The sequence below is a fragment of the Calidithermus roseus genome (assembly GCF_003574095.1).
GTDB lineage: Bacteria > Deinococcota > Deinococci > Deinococcales > Thermaceae > Calidithermus > Calidithermus roseus.
In genome coordinates, this window is sequence record NZ_QWLA01000040.1 from 1 (window position 1) to 19553 (window position 19553).

A 19553-nucleotide genomic window follows, 5' to 3' on the forward strand; every position below is an offset into this window, starting at 1 on the left:
GCACCGCCAAGGGGGTGCAGGACGCGGGGTGGGCACAGTTTCTCCAAATCCTCGCCTACAAAGCGGAAGAAGCTGGTAGGCGGGTCGTGGGGGTAGACCCCAAACATACCAGCCAGGACTGCCCGGTGTGCGGGCACCGGGAGAAGAAACCCTTGTGGGTCAGGGAGTTCCAGTGCTCGGGGTGCGGCGGCTACTTTCATCGGGACGTGGCTGCGGCATTGAATGTCCTGGCCAGGGCTCGGACGGAGCCTTCGGGGATGGATACGGCGTGGGCCGTTCCGTGAGAACCGAGAAGCCCCGTTCTTCAGAACGGGGAGTCGTCACTGGACGACTTTCTACTGACCAGCGCCCAGGAGCGAGGGGAAGGGTTGGCCACCCTGGACGGGCAGTTAGCCAAGCAAGCGGCCAGAGCCTACCTGAAGCTGAGCCATTGACGCTCTCACACCCCGCCACGGCGTGGCGGGAAGCGCGTGGAATTCTGCGAACGTTCTCCCACGCCGCGAGGCCTGGCGATCTTCGAGTTGGGCCAGGCTGTGCACGACTGGGTGTGCGGCTACCTGGCGGCGGCCTTCGGCGAGCGTTTCCACTCCGTCGAGCGGGAGGTCGAGCTGGAAGTGGCCCCCGGACTCTGCGTGCGGGGCCACACCGACGGGATCTTCGAGACCGGCGAGGGCCCGCTGTTGTTGGACATCAAGACCGCCTCCGCCCGCAGCGCCCAGCGCATGCACGAGCAGGGGGTGCCCATCGCCCGCAAGCGCCCGCTCGGCAGGCCGTCTGAGGACTGACCGGGTGGTCGAGGCACAGACGCGATGGAGCCCCGGAGGGGGCTCCATTCTTCGTTACGAGGCGGGCCATTCGGGCCTCAGACGCTGGTACCGCTCAGCCGGGGACGGCCGCTGGTACATGGCGCTGGGTCGCTGGTGGGTCGACCGGTCGGTCTTCCGGACGCTGGAGCCGCAGGAACTCGAGCGCCTGCTGGCACTGCCCCCGCCACCCGGCCACGCCGAAGCGTCGGCTGCGCTACCATCCTCCGGCTTCCGGGCTGGGGCGCGAGGGGGTCATCACTTAGCCTTTTCGTAGAGCTTCTTGGCGATCTCGTAGAGTTCACCCGGGTGGAACTCGGGAGCGAACTCGGCGGCGTCGTGGCCCGCGTCAAAGACCGGGCCGCCCGCGGGGGGCCCGTCCACCACAACTACCGTGCTTCCGTCCTCGGGGGAGGGGCCGTTCCAGATCAGCCCCAGGTCCTGGTAGTCGGAGGAGCTGAAGCGGTAGAGGTTTTTGTGGAAGCCCTGCTCCATGAACTTCCTGGCCTCAGGGAACTTGCTGTTGTCGATGCGGGGGATGGGGAGCAGCTTGGTCATCTCCACACCGGTGAGGCTCTCCAGGGCCTTGCCGTAGGCAGCGGCGTGGACCCCGCCCCGCACCAGGAGGTAGCCGATCATCTCCCGGGCCACAGGGTTATCGGTCATCTCATAGACCCGGAGCTTGTGGGTACGGGCTGCCACTTCCAGGAAGAAGTTGTGGAGCAGATCCAGAATGAGGTTGCCGCTGGTGAAAACGTACTCCCCGTTCCAGTGTTCTCCCATGGCGCCCATGACTAGGGTGTTGGCCCCGCCAGCGATGAAGTGGGCAGCGTTGCGAGCATCCTTGGCAAAGCCTAAGGGGGCGGTCACGGGGTCCACGCCCTCCTCGAGGTCCTTCCCAGGGTTCTTGGCCAGAAGGCTATTGACGGTGGCTGAGACCAGCTCGATGTGCCCGAGTTCCTCGGTGGCGATGTTGGCGATGAGGTCGTAGTAGGGCTTGAGCGCCTTCTTCCCCCGGAAGTTGAAGGACTGGTACATGTAGTTCATCAGGGTGGACATTTCCCCAAAGCGGCCCCCCAGCAGGGCCTGCACCGCAGCAGCGGCGTTGGGGTCCTGCTCCTTTGGCATCGGTAGTTCGATTTGCAGGCGATCGATTCTCAAAAACATCTCTAGACCTCCTGCCTGACCATGGCCAGGCAGTTCCCAGGCTAGGGGGGGTGTATGAATAAGTCCAATAGATTTCGTGGCTTTCCAGTATAAATTTGTTTTATGACACTGGAGCGGCTTCGTTACCTGGTGGCCCTGGCCGAGGAAAGAAGCTTTACTCGAGCAGCGGAGCGGGTTTTCCTGACCCAGCCCGCCCTGTCGATCCAAATCCGCCAGCTCGAGGAGGAGCTAAAGGTTCGGCTCTTCGACCGCACCAAGCGGCCACTTGAGCTGACCGAGGTGGGACGGCGGGTGGTGGCCCAGGCCCGGCGGGTGCTGGAGGAGGTGGAGAAACTGAGGGCTTTGGTCGGGGGCGAGGAAGGACTTTTCGAGGGAGTGTTCCGGGTAGGCGTCATCCCCACCCTGGCACCCTACCTGCTGCCTCGGCTTTTGCCCCGGCTGACGCGCCGCTGGCCGGCCCTGGAGCTTTCGGTGCGTGAGGAGTTGACTCCGGGGATTCTGCAAGGCTTGCTGGAGGGGAGGCTGGACGCGGGACTGATAGGCACCCCGGAGGGGCTGCCTGGCCTCGAGCTGACCTCCTTGTTCGAGGAGGGCTTCGTGGCCTACGTGGCCCCCAGCCATCCGCTCTACGCCCGTTCTGCCCTTCACCCCGTGGAGATTCCCCTCGAGGACACCTGGGTGCTCTCGGAGGGCCACTGCTTTCGTGAGCAGATCCTCTCGGTCTGCCGTCCGGGTCCGTTGCGGCGGCGGGTGGAGTTCCAGAGCGGCGACCTGGAAACCCTGGTGCACCTGGTGGAAGAGGTGGGGGGGCTGACCTTACTGCCCGAGGTAGCCCTGTGGACCCTGCCCGAGGACAGGCGGACGCGCTTGCGCCCCCTGACCTCTCCAGGTGCGGGTCGCACCGTCTACCTGGTGCAGCGCGAGGGGGCCCTGAAGCGTCCGGTGGCCCTCGCCCTGGGGGTCGAGGCCCGGGAGGTCTTCCACAGCCTGAGCCAGCGAGTCGTTTATAGCAGCAGCCCACCACCTGGCCAGACAACCTGTCCAGCTTGACCGCTACAAGGGCCTGGGCCGCCTGAACCGGGAGCAGTCCAACCGCCTGTACCGGGTGATCTACCTGCTGCGCCGTGCCGAGGAGCTCTTCGGCTCGCCCCATCTGGCGGTCTCCTGGATGAACAGCCCCAAGGTGTTCCTGCAGGGCGCGAGCCCCCTCTCGTACCTGGACACCGAACCTGGCTTCCAGCTATGTGGCGATTCGGGCTTTGGGTGTCGCAACCAGGGCGTCCAGGGCGGTCTGGCCTACCTCCTCGCCTGCCAGGAAGTGGGCTAGGGTGGAGGTTTCCTCCGCTTTCGACCTCGTCTTCCCCTTAGGCGGGGCGTCAGTCCCGCCCCCTCTTTCCCCATCTGCAGTTGTACGATGGCCCCTCGCCTTCCGTAACCTCCTCCCCCTCCCTCTGTTGCGGGGGCGGGAGGCTCGAGCCCGGCTGGTTCGAGCGAGCACTGGAGCTGCCCTCGAGGTCGGGCTCGAGGGGGCTCGAGTTTGCCCTCGAGGGTGTACTCGAGGGCCCCTCGGAGGGGGCGGGGGAGGGAGAGTCGCAAAACGTCATTCCTCTGCCATTCGCGATGTTTATCGCATTTTTTCGAGGTAAAGTTATGCCCCGATTTCGCAAAGGTGGCAGGCGTCTGCCAGGGGGTTTTTGGGAGCAATTTCGAGGACTGAGGCAGCGGGTGGGGGTGGGCAGCTGTCCGGTTGAGGCACGAGGGGGCGTGAGCCCCCTGCATTCCTTTCCACGTGAAACGATGGGGCTGTTTGGCCTGGTCCTGTTTTCCTGTCTGGTCCTGACCTCGAGGCCTTTTCTCGCTTTCCAGCTCCCGACCCTCGGGGTCGAGGGGTAGCTGGATCAAAAAAGGGGGGGGTCTACTAGAGGGAAATCTAGGCCCCGGCCTAGATTTTGGTCTAGTCAGACCCCCCCAATTTTGAGAGGGGGGGTAGGCCTGCCAGTACGCCCATGTTCGAGCTCGGGGCACTCGACCACCAGGCAAGCCATCTGGCGACCGGAGAGAAAGTGGTGATAAATCCCGTCCGGTACGCTAAAATCCCCCGCGATCCACGGGGTTGTTTATCTATTTATGAAACGAAATCCAAAAAACACAGGCGGGGTCCTCTCGCCCCGCCCGCACCCCCGTGGGGCTCAGGCCTTTTCGGGAACAGCCGCTCCACCCTCGAGGCCCGCGTAGTGGGCGGTGCGGGTGTACTCGCCTGTGCGCAAGTTGAAGTCGAGCACCGGGGTGGGGCGCTTGGCCAGGATGTCGCGTACTGCCTGGTCGAGGTTGGGGTAGAGCCGGATGCGCCCCAGGGCGTAGGCCTCGAGGGCCATGCGAAACACCGGGGGACGCTCCTGGACCAGGGTGCGCTCGACGAGGTGCTTGGCCACGCCCACCACCGGGAAGTAGGCGGGGTTGGCAATGGCCTCGCCCAGGTGGGATCCGTGGACGGTGGCGATGACCTTGACGGTGGTTTACATGAAGAAGGGTCACCCCTCCCAGGGGTTCAGCAGGCGAATGGGCAGGCCCCGAAAGTGGGCGGTGTTGCGGCTGACCAGGGTGAGCCCGTGGCGCAGGGCAGTAGCGGCCAGCAGGGCATCCAGCGGGGAGAGGGGGCGTCCTTCGTTCATGGCCTCACCCGTGAGAGCGCCCCAGGTCTGCATGACTTCGATGTCCAGCGGCAGAATCTGCCCGGCGAAGCGGCGCTTGAGGTCTTCCACCCACCGCTCCAGTACCGGCTTGCGCGGCTCGGGCGCGCGCACCACTCCTTGCACCAGTTCCCCCAGGGTCAGTACCGAAAGGTAGGCCTCCTGCACCGAGAGCCCTTCCAGCCAAGCCATGACTCTGGGGTGGGGCTGGCGCTTGGCGGCCTCGGAGACCACATTGGTGTCTAGCAGGTAGCTCAAAAGCCGACCTCCCGATAGCCTGCTCGCGAACGGTCGGAGAGGGCTTCGGCCTCCTCGTCGGAGAGGGGCTCCGGCGGGCGGAGGGCCTCGAAGAGGGAGATATCCTTGCCGCGAAGGCGGGTGTAGGTCTCCCAGGAGAGCACCACCACCGCAGGCCGACCCCGCCGGGTCACGGTCTGGGCCTCGCCCTTCAGGGCTTGCTCCACCACCTCGGAAAAGCGGGCCTTGGCCTCTTGAAGCTGCCAGGTGCGTTGCATCTCATCAGTCTAGTCTGACTAGATCATTCAGTCAAGCCAGGTAGTCGTTACCCGCCTCCCGGTCAGACGACGGGCTGCGGCGAGCGTCCTGGGGGCCTGGGAGAGGTCGGCCACCAGCCGGTTCCCGTTCACCTCGAGACGGATGGGCTCCCCGTAGCGCTGCGCCAGCACCCGGAAGTAGTCCGCGCTGAAGTGCAGGAAGGCGGTGGCCGCCTCCCCATCGAAAGACAACCAACCCGTAAGTCCTGACTGCGCGGCGCACAGGCAGGTCGTAGACCCCATGGCTGAAGCCAGGGGCTTGGAGCCCGTCTATGACGAGGCCAAGCGATGGAGCCCATGGACAAGGCGCTGATGTCGCTACGTTGCGAACAGGTTCAAGACCCACTCCGGGGTGCTTCCCCAGCCCCGGACCCTGGCAGTCCCGGTTGCAGACAAGCTTTGGGGTGTGCGCGAAACGGATCGGGACGTGCACCGGTTCGCAACATGGCCGAGGGGAGCGGTACGGGAGCGTCCGCCCATATCCGTCACCAGCCCCGTAAGGGGTCCCGAAAGGGAAGGAGAAAACATGGTTTTCGTGCTGGACAAAAGAAAAAAGCCGCTCATGCCTTGCAGCGAGAAGCGTGCTCGGTTCCTGCTCACCCGAGGCCGGGCGTTTGTAGTTCTACCTATATTGTTAAGAGTCCCGAGTCATCTAAATTCGAGGCTATGCTGGAAGTTAACCGCCGATGCAACAGCATCGAAGAGCTCAGGCATGACCCTGAGCTTCTTGATAGTCCAGTCGGTCGTGTTTTTCCGGGCGTGAATCATTCACTCCGGGCGGTTCGCCCCGACCTACCCCCAACTTCAGCAGATATCGTGATTATTGGAGGCGGGATTATTGGCAGCGGCATAGCCTGCCACCTCTGGCACGTACCCAGCCTGCGGCGCCGGATGATCCTGCTGGAGAAACACTCCTTCCTCGCTGGGCAGTTCTTCCAGGCCATGAACGCCACCGGGCAAAGGGTCATGCGCAGCCCCTACGAGCACCACATCGCCCCGGACGGCGACATGCAGATGCTAGACTTCGCTCGTCTTCACCTCGACCAGTTGACGTCGCTCGAGCGCGAGCAGGTCTGGCTGGGCCTCTCGGGCCAGCGCGCCGTAGTCCCGCTCGACGTGTTCATCGGCCACTCGACCCACATGATCGGGGTACATCAGCTCCGCAAGATCGCCTACCGCGCGCGGGTAATCTCGGTTAGACCTGACCCGGGGCGGGACGGATATCTGATCGCTACCGCCGAGGGGCCGGTCATCCGGGCCAAGACAGTCATCCTGGCAGCGGGCAACCGCGAGGCTGTGTGGCCGCAGGTTTTCTCGGAGGCTGCCCGCCGCTATCCCGCGCAGGTGTGTTCGGTATACGCGAAGCCAGCGCTCAACCCGGGCCAGACGATCGCCGTCGTCGGTAGTGGGCTCAGCGCGGCCCACACCATCCTCCGGGCGCTCGAGGCCGGAGCACGGCCCGTGTGGATCCTACGCCGCGAGGAGCGTTACCGGTGTGCCGATTTCGACACGGCTTATTTCCGAACGGAGGGTATTGCGCGGTTCCGGCGGCTGCCTAGCCTGGCCCGGAAGGTCGGTACGTTGCTGGAGGAATCCCGTGGCAGCATCATGCTGGAGTTCCTGCCGCGGCTGGGCAGCCTAGAAGAAGCGGGCGTCTTACGGGTTCACCGTCATGCCACGGTGTTGGCTGTCCGAGCATCAGCCAGCGGCCGCCTCGAACTCAACCTGTCATCGGGCGCCGATGAGCATGTGGACTTGGTGATTTTGGCGACCGGCCTATCCCCTGACACGCAGCTTCTGCCGGATGAGGTCGAGCTCCTCGCCGATCGTTACCCGGTCCTGGAGGACGGCACGCTTGAGGTCAGCGGCCACCCAGGCCTCTTCGCAGCCGGGCCACTGGCCTCTTTGACGCTTGGTCCCGCCGCCAAGAACGTGGATGGGGCTAGGCTGGCCGCACAAGTGATCATCCCGGCACTCATCGAAAAATTCAGTGGCAGCCGTCCAGCTTCCTTCACGGTTCGGGGGAATTTCGCCGTCAGTTTCCCGCTGAAGGCAGGTGTGCGATGACCCAGCACCGGTCAGGCGCTTACTACCTCCCCGAGGAAGAGTTGGAGCGCGCCATGGTACTCATGCGCTACGGAACGTCCGAGCTCCACGCGGTCTTCGGGCTCTGCCACGTCGCCCAGGATCTGACCGCACAGCTGTGCTGGATCGAACGCGCAAGCCATAGCGAGCGGGCTGCTGAGCTGTTGGAGGATCTGGAGGCAGAGGGGCAGCGCGAGGCCGACAGCCTGATCCAGCTCTTGAAGTCCGCAATCTGTGAGGAATGGGGCTACTGCAGGCGCCGTGTGACGGATGGGCTCGGCGATCCCCGCCGCCTGGTTCAAGAGCTTTCCCGCCTCATTTACAACTACTTATGCTTAGACGAAAAGGGGGTGAGAGCCGTAGATCGATCTTGGGTACTCCTGGCAGCGGTAGTGCTTGCGAGATCAGACTTGGGAAAACTCTGCCGCTGTGCGGGTTGAGAGGAGTTAGGGTCTAGGTTTCCTTGCAGACACGACGGAGGGAAAGATGCTGAGGTCGAAGGACTTGCACATGGCGGCTACCATCGACATGGAGAGCCGCACCATCATGGTCTCAGGGGCGATTGATGTCAACCGGGTCACTATCGTCATGCGGGTGCCGATCCCGGAGCCCGGGGAATACACGCTGGTCAAGGCGGAGACCAACCTGACCGATGAGCCCTGGCTGTGCTGGCAGATCACCCTCGGAGAAGGGGTTTCGCTCCCGCTGCAAAACCCTACGAATCTGCTGCTTTCGCGCCAATTCCGCAAGGCCAAGTACCTGGCGGACCGGGGCGCGATCCTTTTCTGGGATGGCGAGGTCCGTCCGGGCGACGCCATCTTCAAGATGGCGCGGCTGAACATCTCCGGCAACTACATGATCCTGTCGCATAACCGCGGGGGGTTAACCGACGGCATCTTTGACGAAGACGAGGACGAGTCCGACGATACCGGGCTTGAGCAGGACACCCCGCGGATCGACCTGCCCGGGGCCTTGGACCGCTACTACGAGCACATCACGAGGCACGGCTTCGGTGACGATCTGCCCAAGATTGAGGTCGAAACACCGGTAAGGATCGTGCAGCCTGGGGAAATCGACATCCTCTCCTTCACGAACCTCCCCCAAGCCCATTCGGGCGGCATCCGGCCGCGGGAGCGAGCCTGAAGGAGTGCTGGTGCCGTTCAGAGGAGGCCTTATGGCCTCCGCTTTTGTAGGATCAGCCGGCTTATGATTGTCCTGGAGGGGGTTTCCAAACGCTACCGGGTGCTCGAGCCCGGGCGTGGCCTCGGGGGCTTCGTGCGGAGCCTGGTGAAGCCGCGTTACCGGGAAATTACCGCCCTGGACAACATCAGCCTCACCGTCCCGCAGGGGCAGGTGGTCGGCTACATCGGACCCAACGGGGCAGGCAAGTCCACAACCATCAAGATCATCGCGGGGATCGTCCGCCCCTCGGCGGGTCGGGTTGTTGTGGCGGGCCGAGACCCGTTCCGCCAGCGCACCGCCCACCAGCTGGAACTCGGGGTGGTGATGGGCCACCGCACCCGGCTTTTCTGGGACCTGCCGGTGCTGGAGTCGCTCCGCTACCACGCCAAGGTGTATCGCCTCAGCCAGAGTGGATTGGATCAGCGCATCGGTGCCATGGCCCGGCAATTCGGCATCGAGGGGTTGCTCTCGCAGCCGGTACGCCAGCTGAGCCTTGGACAGCGCGTCCGGTGCGACTTGGCCCTCGCCTTCCTCCACCACCCCAGGGTGCTCCTGCTCGATGAGCCTACCATCGGCCTGGACTTCGACAGCAAGGCGTTGCTGCGGTCCGCTATCCGTCAGGTGGCCTCTGATCTACAGACGACCGTCATCCTGACGTCGCACGACTTGGACGATGTTGAAGCCTTGAGCGATCGTATCGTCCTGCTCGACGAGGGCCGAGTCCTCTACGACGGAACCCTCCGACAACTCCGAGCCCAGCACGGCGTACTCCCCGAGCTCCGGCTAAGGCTCGAAGCCGGGGCGGATCAGGTGCGCGCTTGGCTTGAGGGGCTGGGCGGAGTACGGGAGGTCTACACCCACGACGGCTGGGTGTGCGTCGCCCATGAGGGGGGAGGAGCCCCTGCGGCTGTGCTTGCGCGCCTTCTTCCACAAACCCCGGTCAGGGAGATGACCACCCACGAACCCTCGATCGAGGAGGTACTCCGGCGGGTCTACCGGGGAGCAAGGTAGAGATGATCCCTTATACCGCCAACCTCCGTGTCGGATTTCAGCTGGCCCTCGCATACCGTAGAGCGGCCGCGGTCTGGGTCGTCGGAGAGCTGGCGCTCCTGGTGGCATTTTACTTTTTGTGGCGCGCGGTTTTCCTTTCCGTACCCGCAGGGTCATTTGCGGATCGGGACTTCGCTGCTTTCTACTTGTACTTATTGACCGCGCGACTCGCAGCGCGATTCACCGGCGGGCCTGCCTGGGGGTTCTTTGCCCAGCGCGTCCGTGTGGGAACCGTTGTGTACGACTTGGTACAGCCGGTCGAACTGGAGTATGCCCTCCTAGCCCGGTGGTTAGGGCAGAAGGCCGGACAGTTGGTCATGGCGCTGCCGGCCTACGCCACCGCAGCGTTCGTCTCCGGGGCCTGGAGCGCTGGCGAGTGGCGGTTGGGGTGGTTCTTCCTGAGCCTGGTGGTGGGTTTTGCCTGTGCCTACTTTTTCGAGTTCTTGATGAGCCTCTCGGCTTTCTACACTAGCGCGCAGCAGGGGATCAACGAAGCCAAGGCCCTGGTCGTGGCGCTCCTGAGCGGGGCATTTTTCCCCATTGACCTGCTGCCGGATCGCTACGCCCTTCTAGCCAGTCTGCTGCCTTTCCAGGCCTTTATCTACCTTCCTGCGCGCATGCTGCAGCCGTCCATGCCGGAGAGCGAGATCTTCCGCGGACTGGCGGTGCAGCTGTTCTGGCTCCTGGTGCTTGCTGCAAGCTCCCGCTTCCTCCTCGGACGAGTACGCCAGCGGTTCAACGTGCAAGGAGGATAAATGACCCACTACCTCGCCCTCGCGCTGGCCGCCCTGAGGCTGCAATTCGCGACCTGGAAGCAGTACCGGGTGGACTATACCGCTGGCGTGCTCACCGTGCTCCTGGAGCAGGCCCTGACCCTGGTGCTTTTCTCCGTCATCTTCACACACGTGCCGCAAGTCCGCGGCTGGACCTTCCCCGAGATGCTCGTGCTTTACGGGTTGAACCGAATGGCGCTCGGCCTTGCCGACACTCTGGGGGAGAGCCTATGGTGGGTCGGCAGCTACGCCCAGGACGGCAGCCTGCTGCTCTACAAGCTCCGTCCGCTCGGGGTACTCTTCCAGCTCCTCACTGAGCGGATCCACTTCGAGCGGATTTCAGGATGCCTGACCGGGCTGATCCTGGTCCTCCATGGAGCGTCCGCGGCCGGGGTGGAATGGACTGCCGGTAAGGTTGCCACGGTCCTCTTATTTGTTCTCCTGGGCGCGTTCATCTATCTCGGGCTCATGATCCTGGGGGCTGCCGTAGCCATGCGGGTCATCGGCAGTTTGGACGCCATCACGACCTTGTGGAGCTTAACCGAGTTCGCCAAGTACCCGCTTCCCATCTTCGGTCGAACCGGGGCCTTTCTCCTGACGTTCGTCGTCCCGCTGGCGCTGACCGGCTATGTTCCTGCCGCTCTCCTGCTCGACGAGCACACACGCACAGCAGGCACCATCGCCCTTGCCGAGGCTTTGGTCGCTGCCGGCGCGTTCTTCGGCTTGTGCCTGCTGGCGTGGTCGTGGGCCCTCCGCGCTTATGAGGGGACTGGGAACTGAGAGCCAACCTGCGGCGATAGCGGTGGGGGTGCTTAATGGGCATGAGGTATCGCAAGGTCGGTAAGTGGGGCCTTCAGGTCTCCGAGATCGCCCTGGGTGCCTGGGCCAGCTTCGGAGATTGCGTGAAGGATGTGGGCGAGGTCAAGAAGATCGTGTGTCTGGCCTACGAGTCCGGCGTCAACTTCTTCGATAACGCGGACACCTATGCGAACGGATGCGCTGAAGAACTCATGGGCAGCGTGCTCGCCGAGTACCCACGCAGCACCCTCGTCCTCGCCTCGAAGGCGGGATGGCCTGTGTCCGGGTGTCCCAATAGCCAGGGCCTCTCCCGCAAGCACCTGCGCGCCTCTCTGCAGGCCAGCCTTCAAAGGCTACGAACGGATTATCTGGATATCTACTTTGCTCACCGCCACGACCCGGATGTACCCCTCGAGGAGATTGTCACGACCATGAGCGCGTTCGTTGATCAGGGGCTTATCCTCTACTGGGGAACCAGCGAGTGGCCTGTCGCACGGCTGGCGGGTGCATGCGAGTTTGCCAGGGCGAATGGGCTGCATCCACCTATCTGCGAGCAGGTTGACTACTCGATCCTTTACAGGAAGCGGTGGGAAAACACCCTGGCGCCGGAGGCGGAGCCGCTCGGATTGGGCTTGATGGCCACGAGCCCGTTGGCGATGGGGGTGCTCACCGGGAAGTACGACGACGGGATCCCCCCCGGTAGCCGGTTGGCCCGGCATAAGGTGCTGAAGGAAGCTCTGCTGACGCCTCACAACCTCGCTCGTGTGCGGGAATTGGCGGCGGTCGCTGCCGAGCACGGAATGACCCGGGCTCAGCTCGCGCTAGCTTGGGTTTTGCGACGCAAGGAGCTTTCATGCGCCATCGTGGGAGCCACCGGGATAGGGCAGCTTCAGGAAAACCTTGGTGCGGCCGGGGTAGTGCTCGCACCCGAGGCCGTGGCACAGATCGAGCGGATTATAGGTGGCAAAAGCTCAACCGCGAGCACCACTTGACCACCTACTGTCCTTATCGGAGTTGGCGACGGTATGCACGCACGGGACAAACCTCTCCCGATCCTCCGAGCAACTACCCGCCGGGAACGCCTCGAGAGGGCCCGGCACATCGCAGATTGGATCCTGGGCCATTACTCGGACGCGGTTGTGGCCATCGGAATCTATGGGTCCACCGCACGGGGCTCCGACGAGCCCTACTCCGACCTGGAGATGTCGGTCCTCATGCGAAGCTCACCCACCCCCGGCAGGGACGAGCGCTACGTGCAAGGGCTCAAAATCAGCGTCGAATTCCACACCGTGGGGTCGGTCTACCGGCGCCTGCAGCGGGTAGACCTGACCTGGCCCTTGTGCGTAGACCAGTTTGTCTCGGTCTTATCCCTGTACGACCCGGAGGGGCACTGGCCCAAGCTAAAGCTGCTCGTTGATCAGCTGCCGTCCGGATCGTTCGTGCAAGCCATTCGCGAGGGGATCGTGGGGGAATTGTTGGAGAACTTCGCCAAGCTGGAGAATGCCCGAAAACGCGACGACGCCCCTGCAATGCGATGGATCGCCTGGAACCTCGCGTGGGATGTGGCCATGATCTCCGCCCTCATGAACCGGGCATACTTCACCTCTTGGTCGCGCACACCCGACGAGATCCTCCGACTGCCGTCGCTGCTGCCCGCGGTTAAGAGCCTCGTGGAGAAGTTCCGCAACGGCGATCTGCGCAGCGCCAAGGGGCTCCATCGTTGTTGCGAAGCCGCAGTGAGGGGGGTTGTGCAACATGTGGCAACCCTTGGCGTCCACGTCCAAGTCGAACCGTCCCTGGCAGGACCTCCCCGGGAGCAGATCGGGGGAGGTGGGCCCGGATCGAAACGATAAGCGTTGTGGAGGAGGAGGATGGCTAATAAGGACACCCGAACACTCGAGGAAAGGATAGAGGAACTACAGGCGGTGGTGACGAAGCTCTTCGTCCAAATGGATGCCCAGCGTATTGGAGGTCCGGGGAATGCCGGTGCTGCTGATGGCGGCGAGTTGCCGGACTTTGGCCCTTGGATGGACACGACATGTTGCTACGCCAGGGTCATCGCCCTTCGGACCGACCTCCAGGGTCGCTTCCAGTTTGCCACACTTAAACTGCTGCACGACTGCTCTGATGAGCGCCGACCTGCCTGGAGAGAGGGCGCCATCTTCGACCTGCGCAACCCGGCCTGGGAGGCTGAACTGAAGCGAGCCCAGAACTATGACCTGCTGGTTGGTGTAAGGGTTCTTCCGGACGGACGAGTCGTCGGGATCGAACTGGCACGCCCTAACAAGAAACCCCGGGCCTCGACGCCCGGCGTTTCCCAGTTGCGAGCGGAAAGGGCACCAAAAGTGGACAAGGAGGCTCCGTAACTTTAGAAGGTGGTGAAGTCCAGAGCTATGCCCCCAACGGCCCCAGTCCCACCCTTTGACCCCCTGTCGCCGGAGGTCCTTGCCGACCCCTATCCAGCGTACGCGCGCCTGCGTATGTCGGACCCTGTGCACTGGGGGATTCCCCACACGCGCGCCGGAGCGTGGTATGTATTCCGCCACGCCGACATCGCGAGCCTCCTCAGGGATCCGCGGTTGTCGCGACGACGACCGGCTACTGGGAGGGGAGTCCCCTCTGGAAGACCCATTTCCGAGCCATACCGTGGCTTTTTGCGGATGATGGCTCAACAGGTGGGATTTCAGAATACTGTTGGTCACGCTCGTCTGCGGGCGGTGATGGGGCCGCTTTTGTCTCCGCGTGCAGTCGCTGGTGTAGTCCCGCGAGTCGAGTGGGTCGCCCGCAAGCTGCTACAGGACATCGAGGACCAGCATTCCATGGATGTACTCAACGAGTATGCTCTTCCGCTGGTACTCAGGGTGTTGGCGGAATTGCAGGGCGTTCCGGAGAGTTCGTTCGAGGAGTTGCGCGCCTGGATCGGGGTGATCTCCAGTGTGAGCTCTTCCTCTCCCAAGGAAGAGCTTCTAAGAGCCAACCGGGCGGTGGCCGAGTATGGCCAGCTGGTAGAAGGACTCGCGGGGGAGGCTGGGGGGAGCCCCCAGGGAACCGTGCTGGCTGGCATGTTAGCTGCGCGGGAATTAGGACAGGTCAGCCAAACAGAATTCGTCGCGAACCTGCTGGCCTTGCTCGACGCTGGTACCCAGACCACCGCTGACTTCATTACGAACAGCGTGTTGGTACTCTTGAGCCACCAGGACCAGCTCAAGCTTCTCAGGGAGGACCCGCAGTTGCTGGGCTACGCAGTCCAGGAACTCTTGCGCTTCGAAAGCCCAGTGCAGATCGTTGGCCGCTGGGCAACTGAGAGCTTCGTTTTTCAGGGTAAAGGGATCGAGCGGGGCCAAGTCGTGTACCTAGTCCTGGGCTCGGCTAACCGTGATCCCAGCTGGGTGAGCGATCCGGACCGGCTTGACTTAAAAAGGAAGCTGGACCGTACAGCAGCCTTTGGCGGAGGAACCCACTATTGCCTAGGTGCCCCGCTAGCCCGCCTGATAGGGGGAAAAGCTCTAGAGATTCTTCTACAGTGGAAAGGCAGCTTGTCTTTGCAGACCAGCAGGCTTATATGGCGGCCCGCGTTCGGGTTTCGTGGGCTTACTGAGCTGAGGGTATCATGGTAATGGCAGCATGCGTATTTCAGAAGATTCGAGCCACACTTTTCGTCGGAAGCCGAGCCGGTGATTCAGTAACTCACCTTACGCGGCAAAGCTGAGAGACTGTCGTAAAAGTCCGCTATACTTGAAGGGTGGCTTCTACACGGAGATCTTACCCCAGCGACCTGTCGGACGCGGAGTGGGCCATCCTGGAGCCGTTGATCCCCGCCCCCAAGCCCGGTGGCCGACCCGCAAAGGTGCCGAGGAGGGAGATCGTCAGCGCCATACTTTACGTCCTGGAAAACGGCATCAAGTGGCGGGCCATGCCCCATGACTTACCCCACTGGTCTACGGTCTACCACTACTTCCGCAAGTGGCAGAAGGAGGGGGTCTGGGAGCGGGTGGCCCAGGCCCTGGTCCGGTGGGATCGGGAGCGAGAAGGAAGGCAGGCTTGCCCCAGCGCTCTTGTCATGGATAGTCAGTCCGTCAAGACCACGGAAAAAGGGGGCCCCGGGGACACGACGGGGCGAAGAAGGTCAAAGGGAGAAAGCGGCAGAACACGGGGGGCCGTCTCTTGAACGGAAGGGGTGTGGGGCGGCAGTCCCCGACCAGACCGCAGTTCGGTTGGTCGGGGAAGGATAGCCCCGCCAGGACAAAGTCCTGTATACTGTTTTTGTAGGTCGTCCCCGGAACGGGGATGCGCGTAAAGGGAGCCGCAGGCGAGTGTCCTACACACGTTTGAGCCTGTGAGGATGGTCGCGCGAAACTCCAACCAAAGTTGGTTGCGAGTAGTTCATAAGGTGAATCCCCAGCCCCTGGATTTGTACACCGATTACTTGTTGAGCAGCTTTGGAGCGGCGACGGCCACAGGATTGTCGCGGATGGTGGATGGAGCCATAAGCCACGACCAGATCACCCGCATGCTGGGGGGAGATTGACAAGGCTCGGTGCAGTTGTGGCGCAAGGTCAAAGCCACGGTGCGAAAGATACAGCGTGAGGAAGGGGTGCTGATTCTGGATGATAGCATTTTGGAGAAACCCTACACGGACGAGAACGATATAGTGGCCTGGCAATAGCAAAGAGCGGATGGTCAAGGGGATCAACTTTGTGAGCCTGTTGTATCACAGCCAGGGGCTGACCTTGCCGGTAGGCTACGTGCTGGTGGAGAAGACGGAAGTCTATGTAGATCAGAAAAGTGGCCAGCGCAAACGCCGCAGCCAGGTGAGCAAGAATGAACACGCCCGCTACCTGCTGCAAACCGCAGTGCATAACCAGATTCCCTTCCAGCACGTGCTCAACGACGTCTGGCTTGCCTCGGCGGCGAACATGCGATTTATCGTGCTGGACATGAAGAAGCACTTTGTGATGCCGCTCAAAAGCAATCGCAAGGTAGCGCCAGGTTATCGGCACCGCCGGTATGCGCTGTGCGCACCCCCTATGAGCCAAGAACAACAGCAAAGGGGTCAATGGACAGGAGTGGAGGGTCTGGACTACCAAGACCCCACCCCCCGGCAGGTATATCTGGAAGGGGTTCCCTTCCCCCTGCTGCGGGTTCGGCAAGTCTTCACCCACGAAGATGGGAGCCAGGGGGTGTTGTATTTGTGTAGCAGCGATACCACCCTGGACTTTGAACGGATGATCGAGCTCTATCAAAAACGATGGGAGATCGAGCGCTTTCATCAATCCATCCGACAAAACGCTGCCCTGGCCAAGTCGCCTACCAAGACCCTGACCACCCAGGCCAACCATTTCTTTGCGGCTATGTGGGCCTTTGTCAAGCTGGAACTCCTCTCCCACCAGACCCAAATCAACTACTTCGCCCTCAAGGCCAAGCTCTATCTGGTTGCCAGTCGGGCTGCTTTTCAGGAACTACAGCAGATCAAAGCTCAACTGACCGCGTAAGGTATACCTTCGTTTGCTACCTCATAGCCCCACCCCAGCCATTCTGAGGAGGACATGACTGCGAACCAGATTGTGGGCTAGGATGAGGAGGTTTATCCGGGCTACGAGGCCCCCGAAGCTCTTGCTCTCTACTTGGCGAAGCCGGAAAGACCTGACCAGGACGCCAAAGCGCACCTCTATCCAGTTTCTCCCCATCCACTCCCTCCACCTAGCGGAACCCCCGGTCCCCCAGGACCGGGCCCAAGCCCGAATCTTCCACCCGGCCCCGGGCCCAGATCTCCCCGGTGTTGCCCGGCAGGACGCCCCAGCGCACGGGGTATGAAAACCTATGCTGGGGTAGGAAGCAGGCGTGCGCCCGAGGATGTGCTAAAGCTGATGGGGAAGATTGCCCGGCGGCTGGCGGAGCGGGGCTGGGCGCTGCGAACGGGTGGGGCAGAAGGGGCTGACCGGGCGTTTGAGCGGGGGGCCCGTGCGGGCGGTGGAGCAGTTGAGGTGTTTCTGCCGTGGCCGGGATACAACGGCTACCGGGAAGGGGCGCTGAAAGCCCCGAGCCCGGAGGCGGTGCGGCTGGCGGCAGCATTGCATCCGGCCTGGGGGCGTCTGTCACCGGCGGTACAGCGGTTGATGGCCCGGAACTCCCACCAGATCTTGGGGCTCGACCTGAACGACCCGGTGGCCTTCGTCCTCTGCTGGACACCGGACGGGGCCGAGTCGGAGCAAGAATGCGGGCCGGAAACTGGTGGCACGGGGCAGGCGATCCGGCTGGCCTCGAGGTGGGGCGTGCCCGTGGTCAACCTCAAAAGAGAGGACGCGTTGGAGAAGATAGCTCGGCTGGTCAAGGGTTGAACCAGGGGGCGGCAGGAGCCGCCCCCCTCCGGTGGGCATGAAAACGCTAGCGATCACCATCGGGGTCTTCAGGAATCAGGTCTATGCCTACCGGCTGCGGCAGGATGAGGAGGGGCGGGTGCGGCTGGAGTTCGGTCTCAAGGGGAGCGAGCGGGTGTGGGAGTGGCGGCCCTGGAAGGAGGGGAGCCTGGAAGAGATGCGCACGGTGTACCAGACCCTCCAGAGCTACGACCGGGGGCGGTGGCTGAAGGTGGAGTAGTATTACATGGTATGATAAACCCATGCGAACCACTATCTACCTGCCCAACGACCTCGCCCGTGTGGTGGAGGCTTACCTGAAGGAGCACCCCCAGACCAACCTCTCGGCCCTGGTGCAGGAAGCGCTGGAGGCCAGGTTGCGCCGCAACCCGGCGGCCCTTTTGGAGCTGGCTGGGGTCGTCGAGAAGGCCTCAGGGAGCGCCGGGGAAGGGGCTGAGGACCGCCTGTACCGCCAGGAGCGATGACCCCGCAGAGGCTGGTTCTGGACGCGGGGCCGCTGATCGCGCTCTTCCACGCCGCCGACCCCGACCACGAGGCGGCGGTGCGCGGGTTCCGCGCGCTGGCTGAGGGGAATAGCCGCCTGATCACCCCCCTGCCGGTAGTGTTCGAGGTGTACAAGTGGCTGCTCTTCGAGGGGGGTGCGGCGGTAGCCCGGCGGGCCCTGGAACGGATGGTGGAGGCGTTGGAGGTCGTTCCGCTCGGGCTGGAAGACCTCGAGGCCATCCGGGTGCTGCTGGCCTCGAGGCCGGAGTGGAGGGGCACCCTGGAGGACGCGGGCGTGGTGCTCCTGGCCCTGCGGTCCAAAGCCCCGGTGTGGACGCTGAACTACCGCGACCTGGGGGTGTTCAGGGAGCTGCCGTTCTGGGCGGGCTGAGGGGGCTTCTTGCCCCTCCGCCCCTCGCCCTGACAGGGAGATAAGAGCCGCACTGTATTACCTCTCTGTGGTATCCTGTTCCCAGGAGGTAAAACCATGATCAGCACGGCGGTCTGGAGCAGCCGGGTCCAGGCGGCTCTGGGGCGTGAGCCTCGGAGCGTAGGGGAGGCCCTCGAGGGTCTCCGGCAGGTCCTCAGGAAGGACGAGGTGAGCAAGGAGGAGTTCTTCAGGGCGGCCCGCGAGGGGTGGCGCTTCGAGCGCTTCCCCAAGGGCGACCGGGTGGCCCTCATCGTCTGGGCGGCCCTGAAGGAGGCCCTGGAGAAGACCCGCAGCCGCCTCGTCCAGGAGACTGCCTCCACGATGGTCGTCCGCAAGGATGACCGCCTCAGGGAGGAGGTCAAAGGGGTCAAACCCGTCGGCCATTGGAAATCCCCGGAAGGTCGCGTCTATGACGTGTACCCCTGGGACATCCCGACCCGCGTCCGCAAGGGGGCGCGGATCAGGCACCCCCAGCACGGGCAGGGAACCGTCCTCGAGGTGGACGGCAACGCCGTCACCGTGAGCTTCAAGGCGGGCAGGAAGAAGCTCGCCCTGAAGGCCGTGAAGGGGATGGTCCTGGATCGGTATGCGGGGGCGACCGACCCGCGGGTGGCCGAGGCCAGGCGGTTCCTCGAGCGCTTCCTCGCTTCCGGCGAGGAGGTCCGGGCAAGCTCTCGCCTCGAGCGGGAGGGTGAGCTCGCCGGCAACCCGCACTTCTCCAAGGGCGTCGTCTCGCAAGAGACCCTGCGGCTGCTCGAGGGCGCGGGTTTCGCCCTGGGAGAGGCCGACGACCTTGAGGGGCTGCACGACCTGGTGGAGGCCCTCCCCGCCAGGGAGGAGAAGGTGAGGGGAGCGCTGGAGGAACTCGGGCACCCACCCCCCGAGAGGTGGTCGGTGACGGAAGTCGCCTCCGCCCTCAAGGGACTGCCCACCCCGCCCCGGAAGAAGGCCCGGCTGTGGGAGCTGCTGAAGGAGGTGTCCGCCCTGCGGGCGCTGAAGGCGGAACTCCACCGGGCCGGGTATGCCCCCGTTCGGGCCGTCGCTTACCGCGACTCGAGCGGGGAGGCGGTGTACACCGCGCCGGTGTACGGCTAGGTAAGCGTCCATTTGCCCTTCCGAGGATGGTCCTTATCCTTGGAGGGTTCTTTTTTGGGGGCCAGA

Annotated in this window: 26 protein-coding genes and 1 pseudogene; 21 read left to right on the forward strand and 6 right to left on the reverse strand. The window is 63.5% G+C overall.

The genetic code is table 11. The features are described from left to right. Nucleotides 1–284, forward strand: a 284-nt coding sequence (locus Mrose_RS10670) for an RNA-guided endonuclease InsQ/TnpB family protein (protein WP_147371620.1), incomplete at its 5' end; no start/stop codon positions are given. 186 nt (nt 285–470) lie between these two features. Beyond that, nucleotides 471–785 carry a hypothetical protein gene (locus Mrose_RS10675; RefSeq protein ID WP_119278111.1) on the forward strand — a complete coding sequence of 105 codons (315 nt, stop codon included), beginning with the start codon at nt 471–473 and terminating at the stop codon, nt 783–785. Between the two features lie 276 nt (nt 786–1061). Here the strand turns inward: Mrose_RS10675 and Mrose_RS10680 are convergent, their stop codons facing one another. After that, complete coding sequence (locus Mrose_RS10680) at nt 1062–1970, reverse strand: manganese catalase family protein (RefSeq protein WP_119278113.1); 909 nt, start codon at nt 1968–1970, stop codon at nt 1062–1064. 102 nt (nt 1971–2072) lie between these two features. Between Mrose_RS10680 and Mrose_RS10685 the strand changes: the two genes are divergently transcribed. Both Mrose_RS10685 and Mrose_RS19405 read left to right on the forward strand, forming a co-directional pair. Beyond that, nucleotides 2073–3020 carry a LysR family transcriptional regulator gene (locus tag Mrose_RS10685; protein ID WP_119278115.1) on the forward strand — a complete coding sequence of 316 codons (948 nt, stop codon included), beginning with the start codon at nt 2073–2075 and terminating at the stop codon, nt 3018–3020. Between the two features lie 55 nt (nt 3021–3075). Further along, nucleotides 3076–3297 carry an MbcA/ParS/Xre antitoxin family protein gene (locus tag Mrose_RS19405; protein ID WP_245969834.1) on the forward strand — a complete coding sequence of 74 codons (222 nt, stop codon included), beginning with the start codon at nt 3076–3078 and terminating at the stop codon, nt 3295–3297. A gap of 862 nt (nt 3298–4159) precedes the next feature. Here Mrose_RS19405 and Mrose_RS10700 read toward each other — a convergent pair. From Mrose_RS10700 to Mrose_RS10715, 4 genes are all read right to left on the reverse strand, one after another. Then, nucleotides 4160–4402: a hypothetical protein gene (locus Mrose_RS10700; protein WP_147371621.1), complete on the reverse strand. Its 243-nt coding sequence runs from the start codon at nt 4400–4402 to the stop codon at nt 4160–4162. Nucleotides 4403–4501: 99 nt separating this feature from the next. Beyond that, nucleotides 4502–4918, reverse strand: a complete 417-nt coding sequence (locus Mrose_RS10705; protein ID WP_119278119.1) for a type II toxin-antitoxin system VapC family toxin — start codon at nt 4916–4918, stop codon at nt 4502–4504. Beyond that, complete coding sequence (locus tag Mrose_RS10710) at nt 4915–5175, reverse strand: type II toxin-antitoxin system Phd/YefM family antitoxin (RefSeq protein ID WP_119278121.1); 261 nt, start codon at nt 5173–5175, stop codon at nt 4915–4917. Before Mrose_RS10710 ends, Mrose_RS10705 begins: the two co-directional genes overlap by 4 nt. A 27-nt stretch (nt 5176–5202) precedes the next feature. Next, entirely contained in the window at nt 5203–5406 is a 204-nt protein-coding gene (locus tag Mrose_RS10715) for a DJ-1/PfpI family protein (protein WP_245969836.1), read from the reverse strand. 334 nt (nt 5407–5740) lie between these two features. Here Mrose_RS10715 and Mrose_RS19795 point away from each other — a divergent pair, with 334 nt between their 5' ends. The 12 genes from Mrose_RS19795 (at nt 5741) to Mrose_RS10780 (ending at nt 16594) form a co-directional block, all read left to right on the forward strand. Further along, nucleotides 5741–5977, forward strand: coding sequence for an RRXRR domain-containing protein (locus tag Mrose_RS19795; RefSeq protein WP_081439936.1), 237 nt, complete (start codon nt 5741–5743; stop codon nt 5975–5977). Nucleotides 5978–6105: 128 nt separating this feature from the next. Then, nucleotides 6106–7281 (forward strand): FAD-dependent oxidoreductase, encoded by a 1176-nt coding sequence (locus tag Mrose_RS10725; protein WP_015586365.1) that lies wholly within the window; start codon nt 6106–6108, stop codon nt 7279–7281. Nucleotides 7282–7809: 528 nt separating this feature from the next. Further along, a complete protein-coding gene (locus Mrose_RS10735; protein WP_244403988.1) occupies nt 7810–8442 on the forward strand; it encodes a DUF6423 family protein in 633 nt (210 codons plus the stop codon). Between the two features lie 63 nt (nt 8443–8505). Further along, nucleotides 8506–9492, forward strand: coding sequence for an ABC transporter ATP-binding protein (locus tag Mrose_RS10740; protein ID WP_013012844.1), 987 nt, complete (start codon nt 8506–8508; stop codon nt 9490–9492). Nucleotides 9493–9494: 2 nt separating this feature from the next. Further along, nucleotides 9495–10286 carry an ABC transporter permease gene (locus tag Mrose_RS10745; RefSeq protein WP_013012845.1) on the forward strand — a complete coding sequence of 264 codons (792 nt, stop codon included), beginning with the start codon at nt 9495–9497 and terminating at the stop codon, nt 10284–10286. After that, nucleotides 10287–11084 carry an ABC transporter permease gene (locus Mrose_RS10750; RefSeq protein WP_013012846.1) on the forward strand — a complete coding sequence of 266 codons (798 nt, stop codon included), beginning with the start codon at nt 10287–10289 and terminating at the stop codon, nt 11082–11084. A 35-nt stretch (nt 11085–11119) separates the two neighbouring features. Further along, the gene (locus Mrose_RS10755) at nt 11120–12094 is read left to right on the forward strand and encodes an aldo/keto reductase (protein ID WP_013012847.1); all 975 of its coding nucleotides are present in this window, start codon (nt 11120–11122) and stop codon (nt 12092–12094) included. A 147-nt stretch (nt 12095–12241) separates the two neighbouring features. Beyond that, the gene (locus tag Mrose_RS10760) at nt 12242–12955 is read left to right on the forward strand and encodes a kanamycin nucleotidyltransferase C-terminal domain-containing protein (RefSeq protein ID WP_245533680.1); all 714 of its coding nucleotides are present in this window, start codon (nt 12242–12244) and stop codon (nt 12953–12955) included. Between the two features lie 18 nt (nt 12956–12973). Further along, the gene (locus Mrose_RS10765) at nt 12974–13468 is read left to right on the forward strand and encodes a hypothetical protein (RefSeq protein WP_013012849.1); all 495 of its coding nucleotides are present in this window, start codon (nt 12974–12976) and stop codon (nt 13466–13468) included. Between the two features lie 453 nt (nt 13469–13921). Further along, a complete protein-coding gene (locus tag Mrose_RS18875) occupies nt 13922–14719 on the forward strand; it encodes a cytochrome P450 (protein ID WP_157413565.1) in 798 nt (265 codons plus the stop codon). A gap of 125 nt (nt 14720–14844) precedes the next feature. After that, nucleotides 14845–15270, forward strand: coding sequence for an IS5 family transposase (locus Mrose_RS19800; protein ID WP_015586368.1), 426 nt, complete (start codon nt 14845–14847; stop codon nt 15268–15270). 508 nt (nt 15271–15778) lie between these two features. Beyond that, nucleotides 15779–16594, forward strand: a complete 816-nt coding sequence (locus tag Mrose_RS10780) for a transposase (RefSeq protein WP_015586370.1) — start codon at nt 15779–15781, stop codon at nt 16592–16594. Between the two features lie 21 nt (nt 16595–16615). Here the strand turns inward: Mrose_RS10780 and Mrose_RS19805 are convergent. Further along, a pseudogene (locus Mrose_RS19805) lies at nt 16616–16904 on the reverse strand (transposase); the annotation flags it as partial. Between the two features lie 65 nt (nt 16905–16969). Between Mrose_RS19805 and Mrose_RS10785 the strand changes: the two are divergent. The 5 genes from Mrose_RS10785 (at nt 16970) to Mrose_RS10805 (ending at nt 19487) form a co-directional block, all read left to right on the forward strand. Then, nucleotides 16970–17440 carry a hypothetical protein gene (locus Mrose_RS10785; RefSeq protein WP_015586371.1) on the forward strand — a complete coding sequence of 157 codons (471 nt, stop codon included), beginning with the start codon at nt 16970–16972 and terminating at the stop codon, nt 17438–17440. Between the two features lie 37 nt (nt 17441–17477). After that, the gene (locus Mrose_RS10790; RefSeq protein WP_119278125.1) at nt 17478–17699 is read left to right on the forward strand and encodes a hypothetical protein; all 222 of its coding nucleotides are present in this window, start codon (nt 17478–17480) and stop codon (nt 17697–17699) included. Between the two features lie 22 nt (nt 17700–17721). Then, nucleotides 17722–17943, forward strand: coding sequence for a ribbon-helix-helix domain-containing protein (locus Mrose_RS10795; protein ID WP_119278127.1), 222 nt, complete (start codon nt 17722–17724; stop codon nt 17941–17943). Next, nucleotides 17940–18353, forward strand: coding sequence for a type II toxin-antitoxin system VapC family toxin (locus Mrose_RS10800; protein ID WP_119278129.1), 414 nt, complete (start codon nt 17940–17942; stop codon nt 18351–18353). The genes Mrose_RS10795 and Mrose_RS10800 overlap by 4 nt, the downstream gene beginning before the upstream one ends. 96 nt (nt 18354–18449) lie before the next feature. Then, nucleotides 18450–19487 (forward strand): hypothetical protein, encoded by a 1038-nt coding sequence (locus Mrose_RS10805; protein ID WP_119278131.1) that lies wholly within the window; start codon nt 18450–18452, stop codon nt 19485–19487. The last annotated feature ends 66 nt before the right edge of the window (nt 19488–19553 follow it).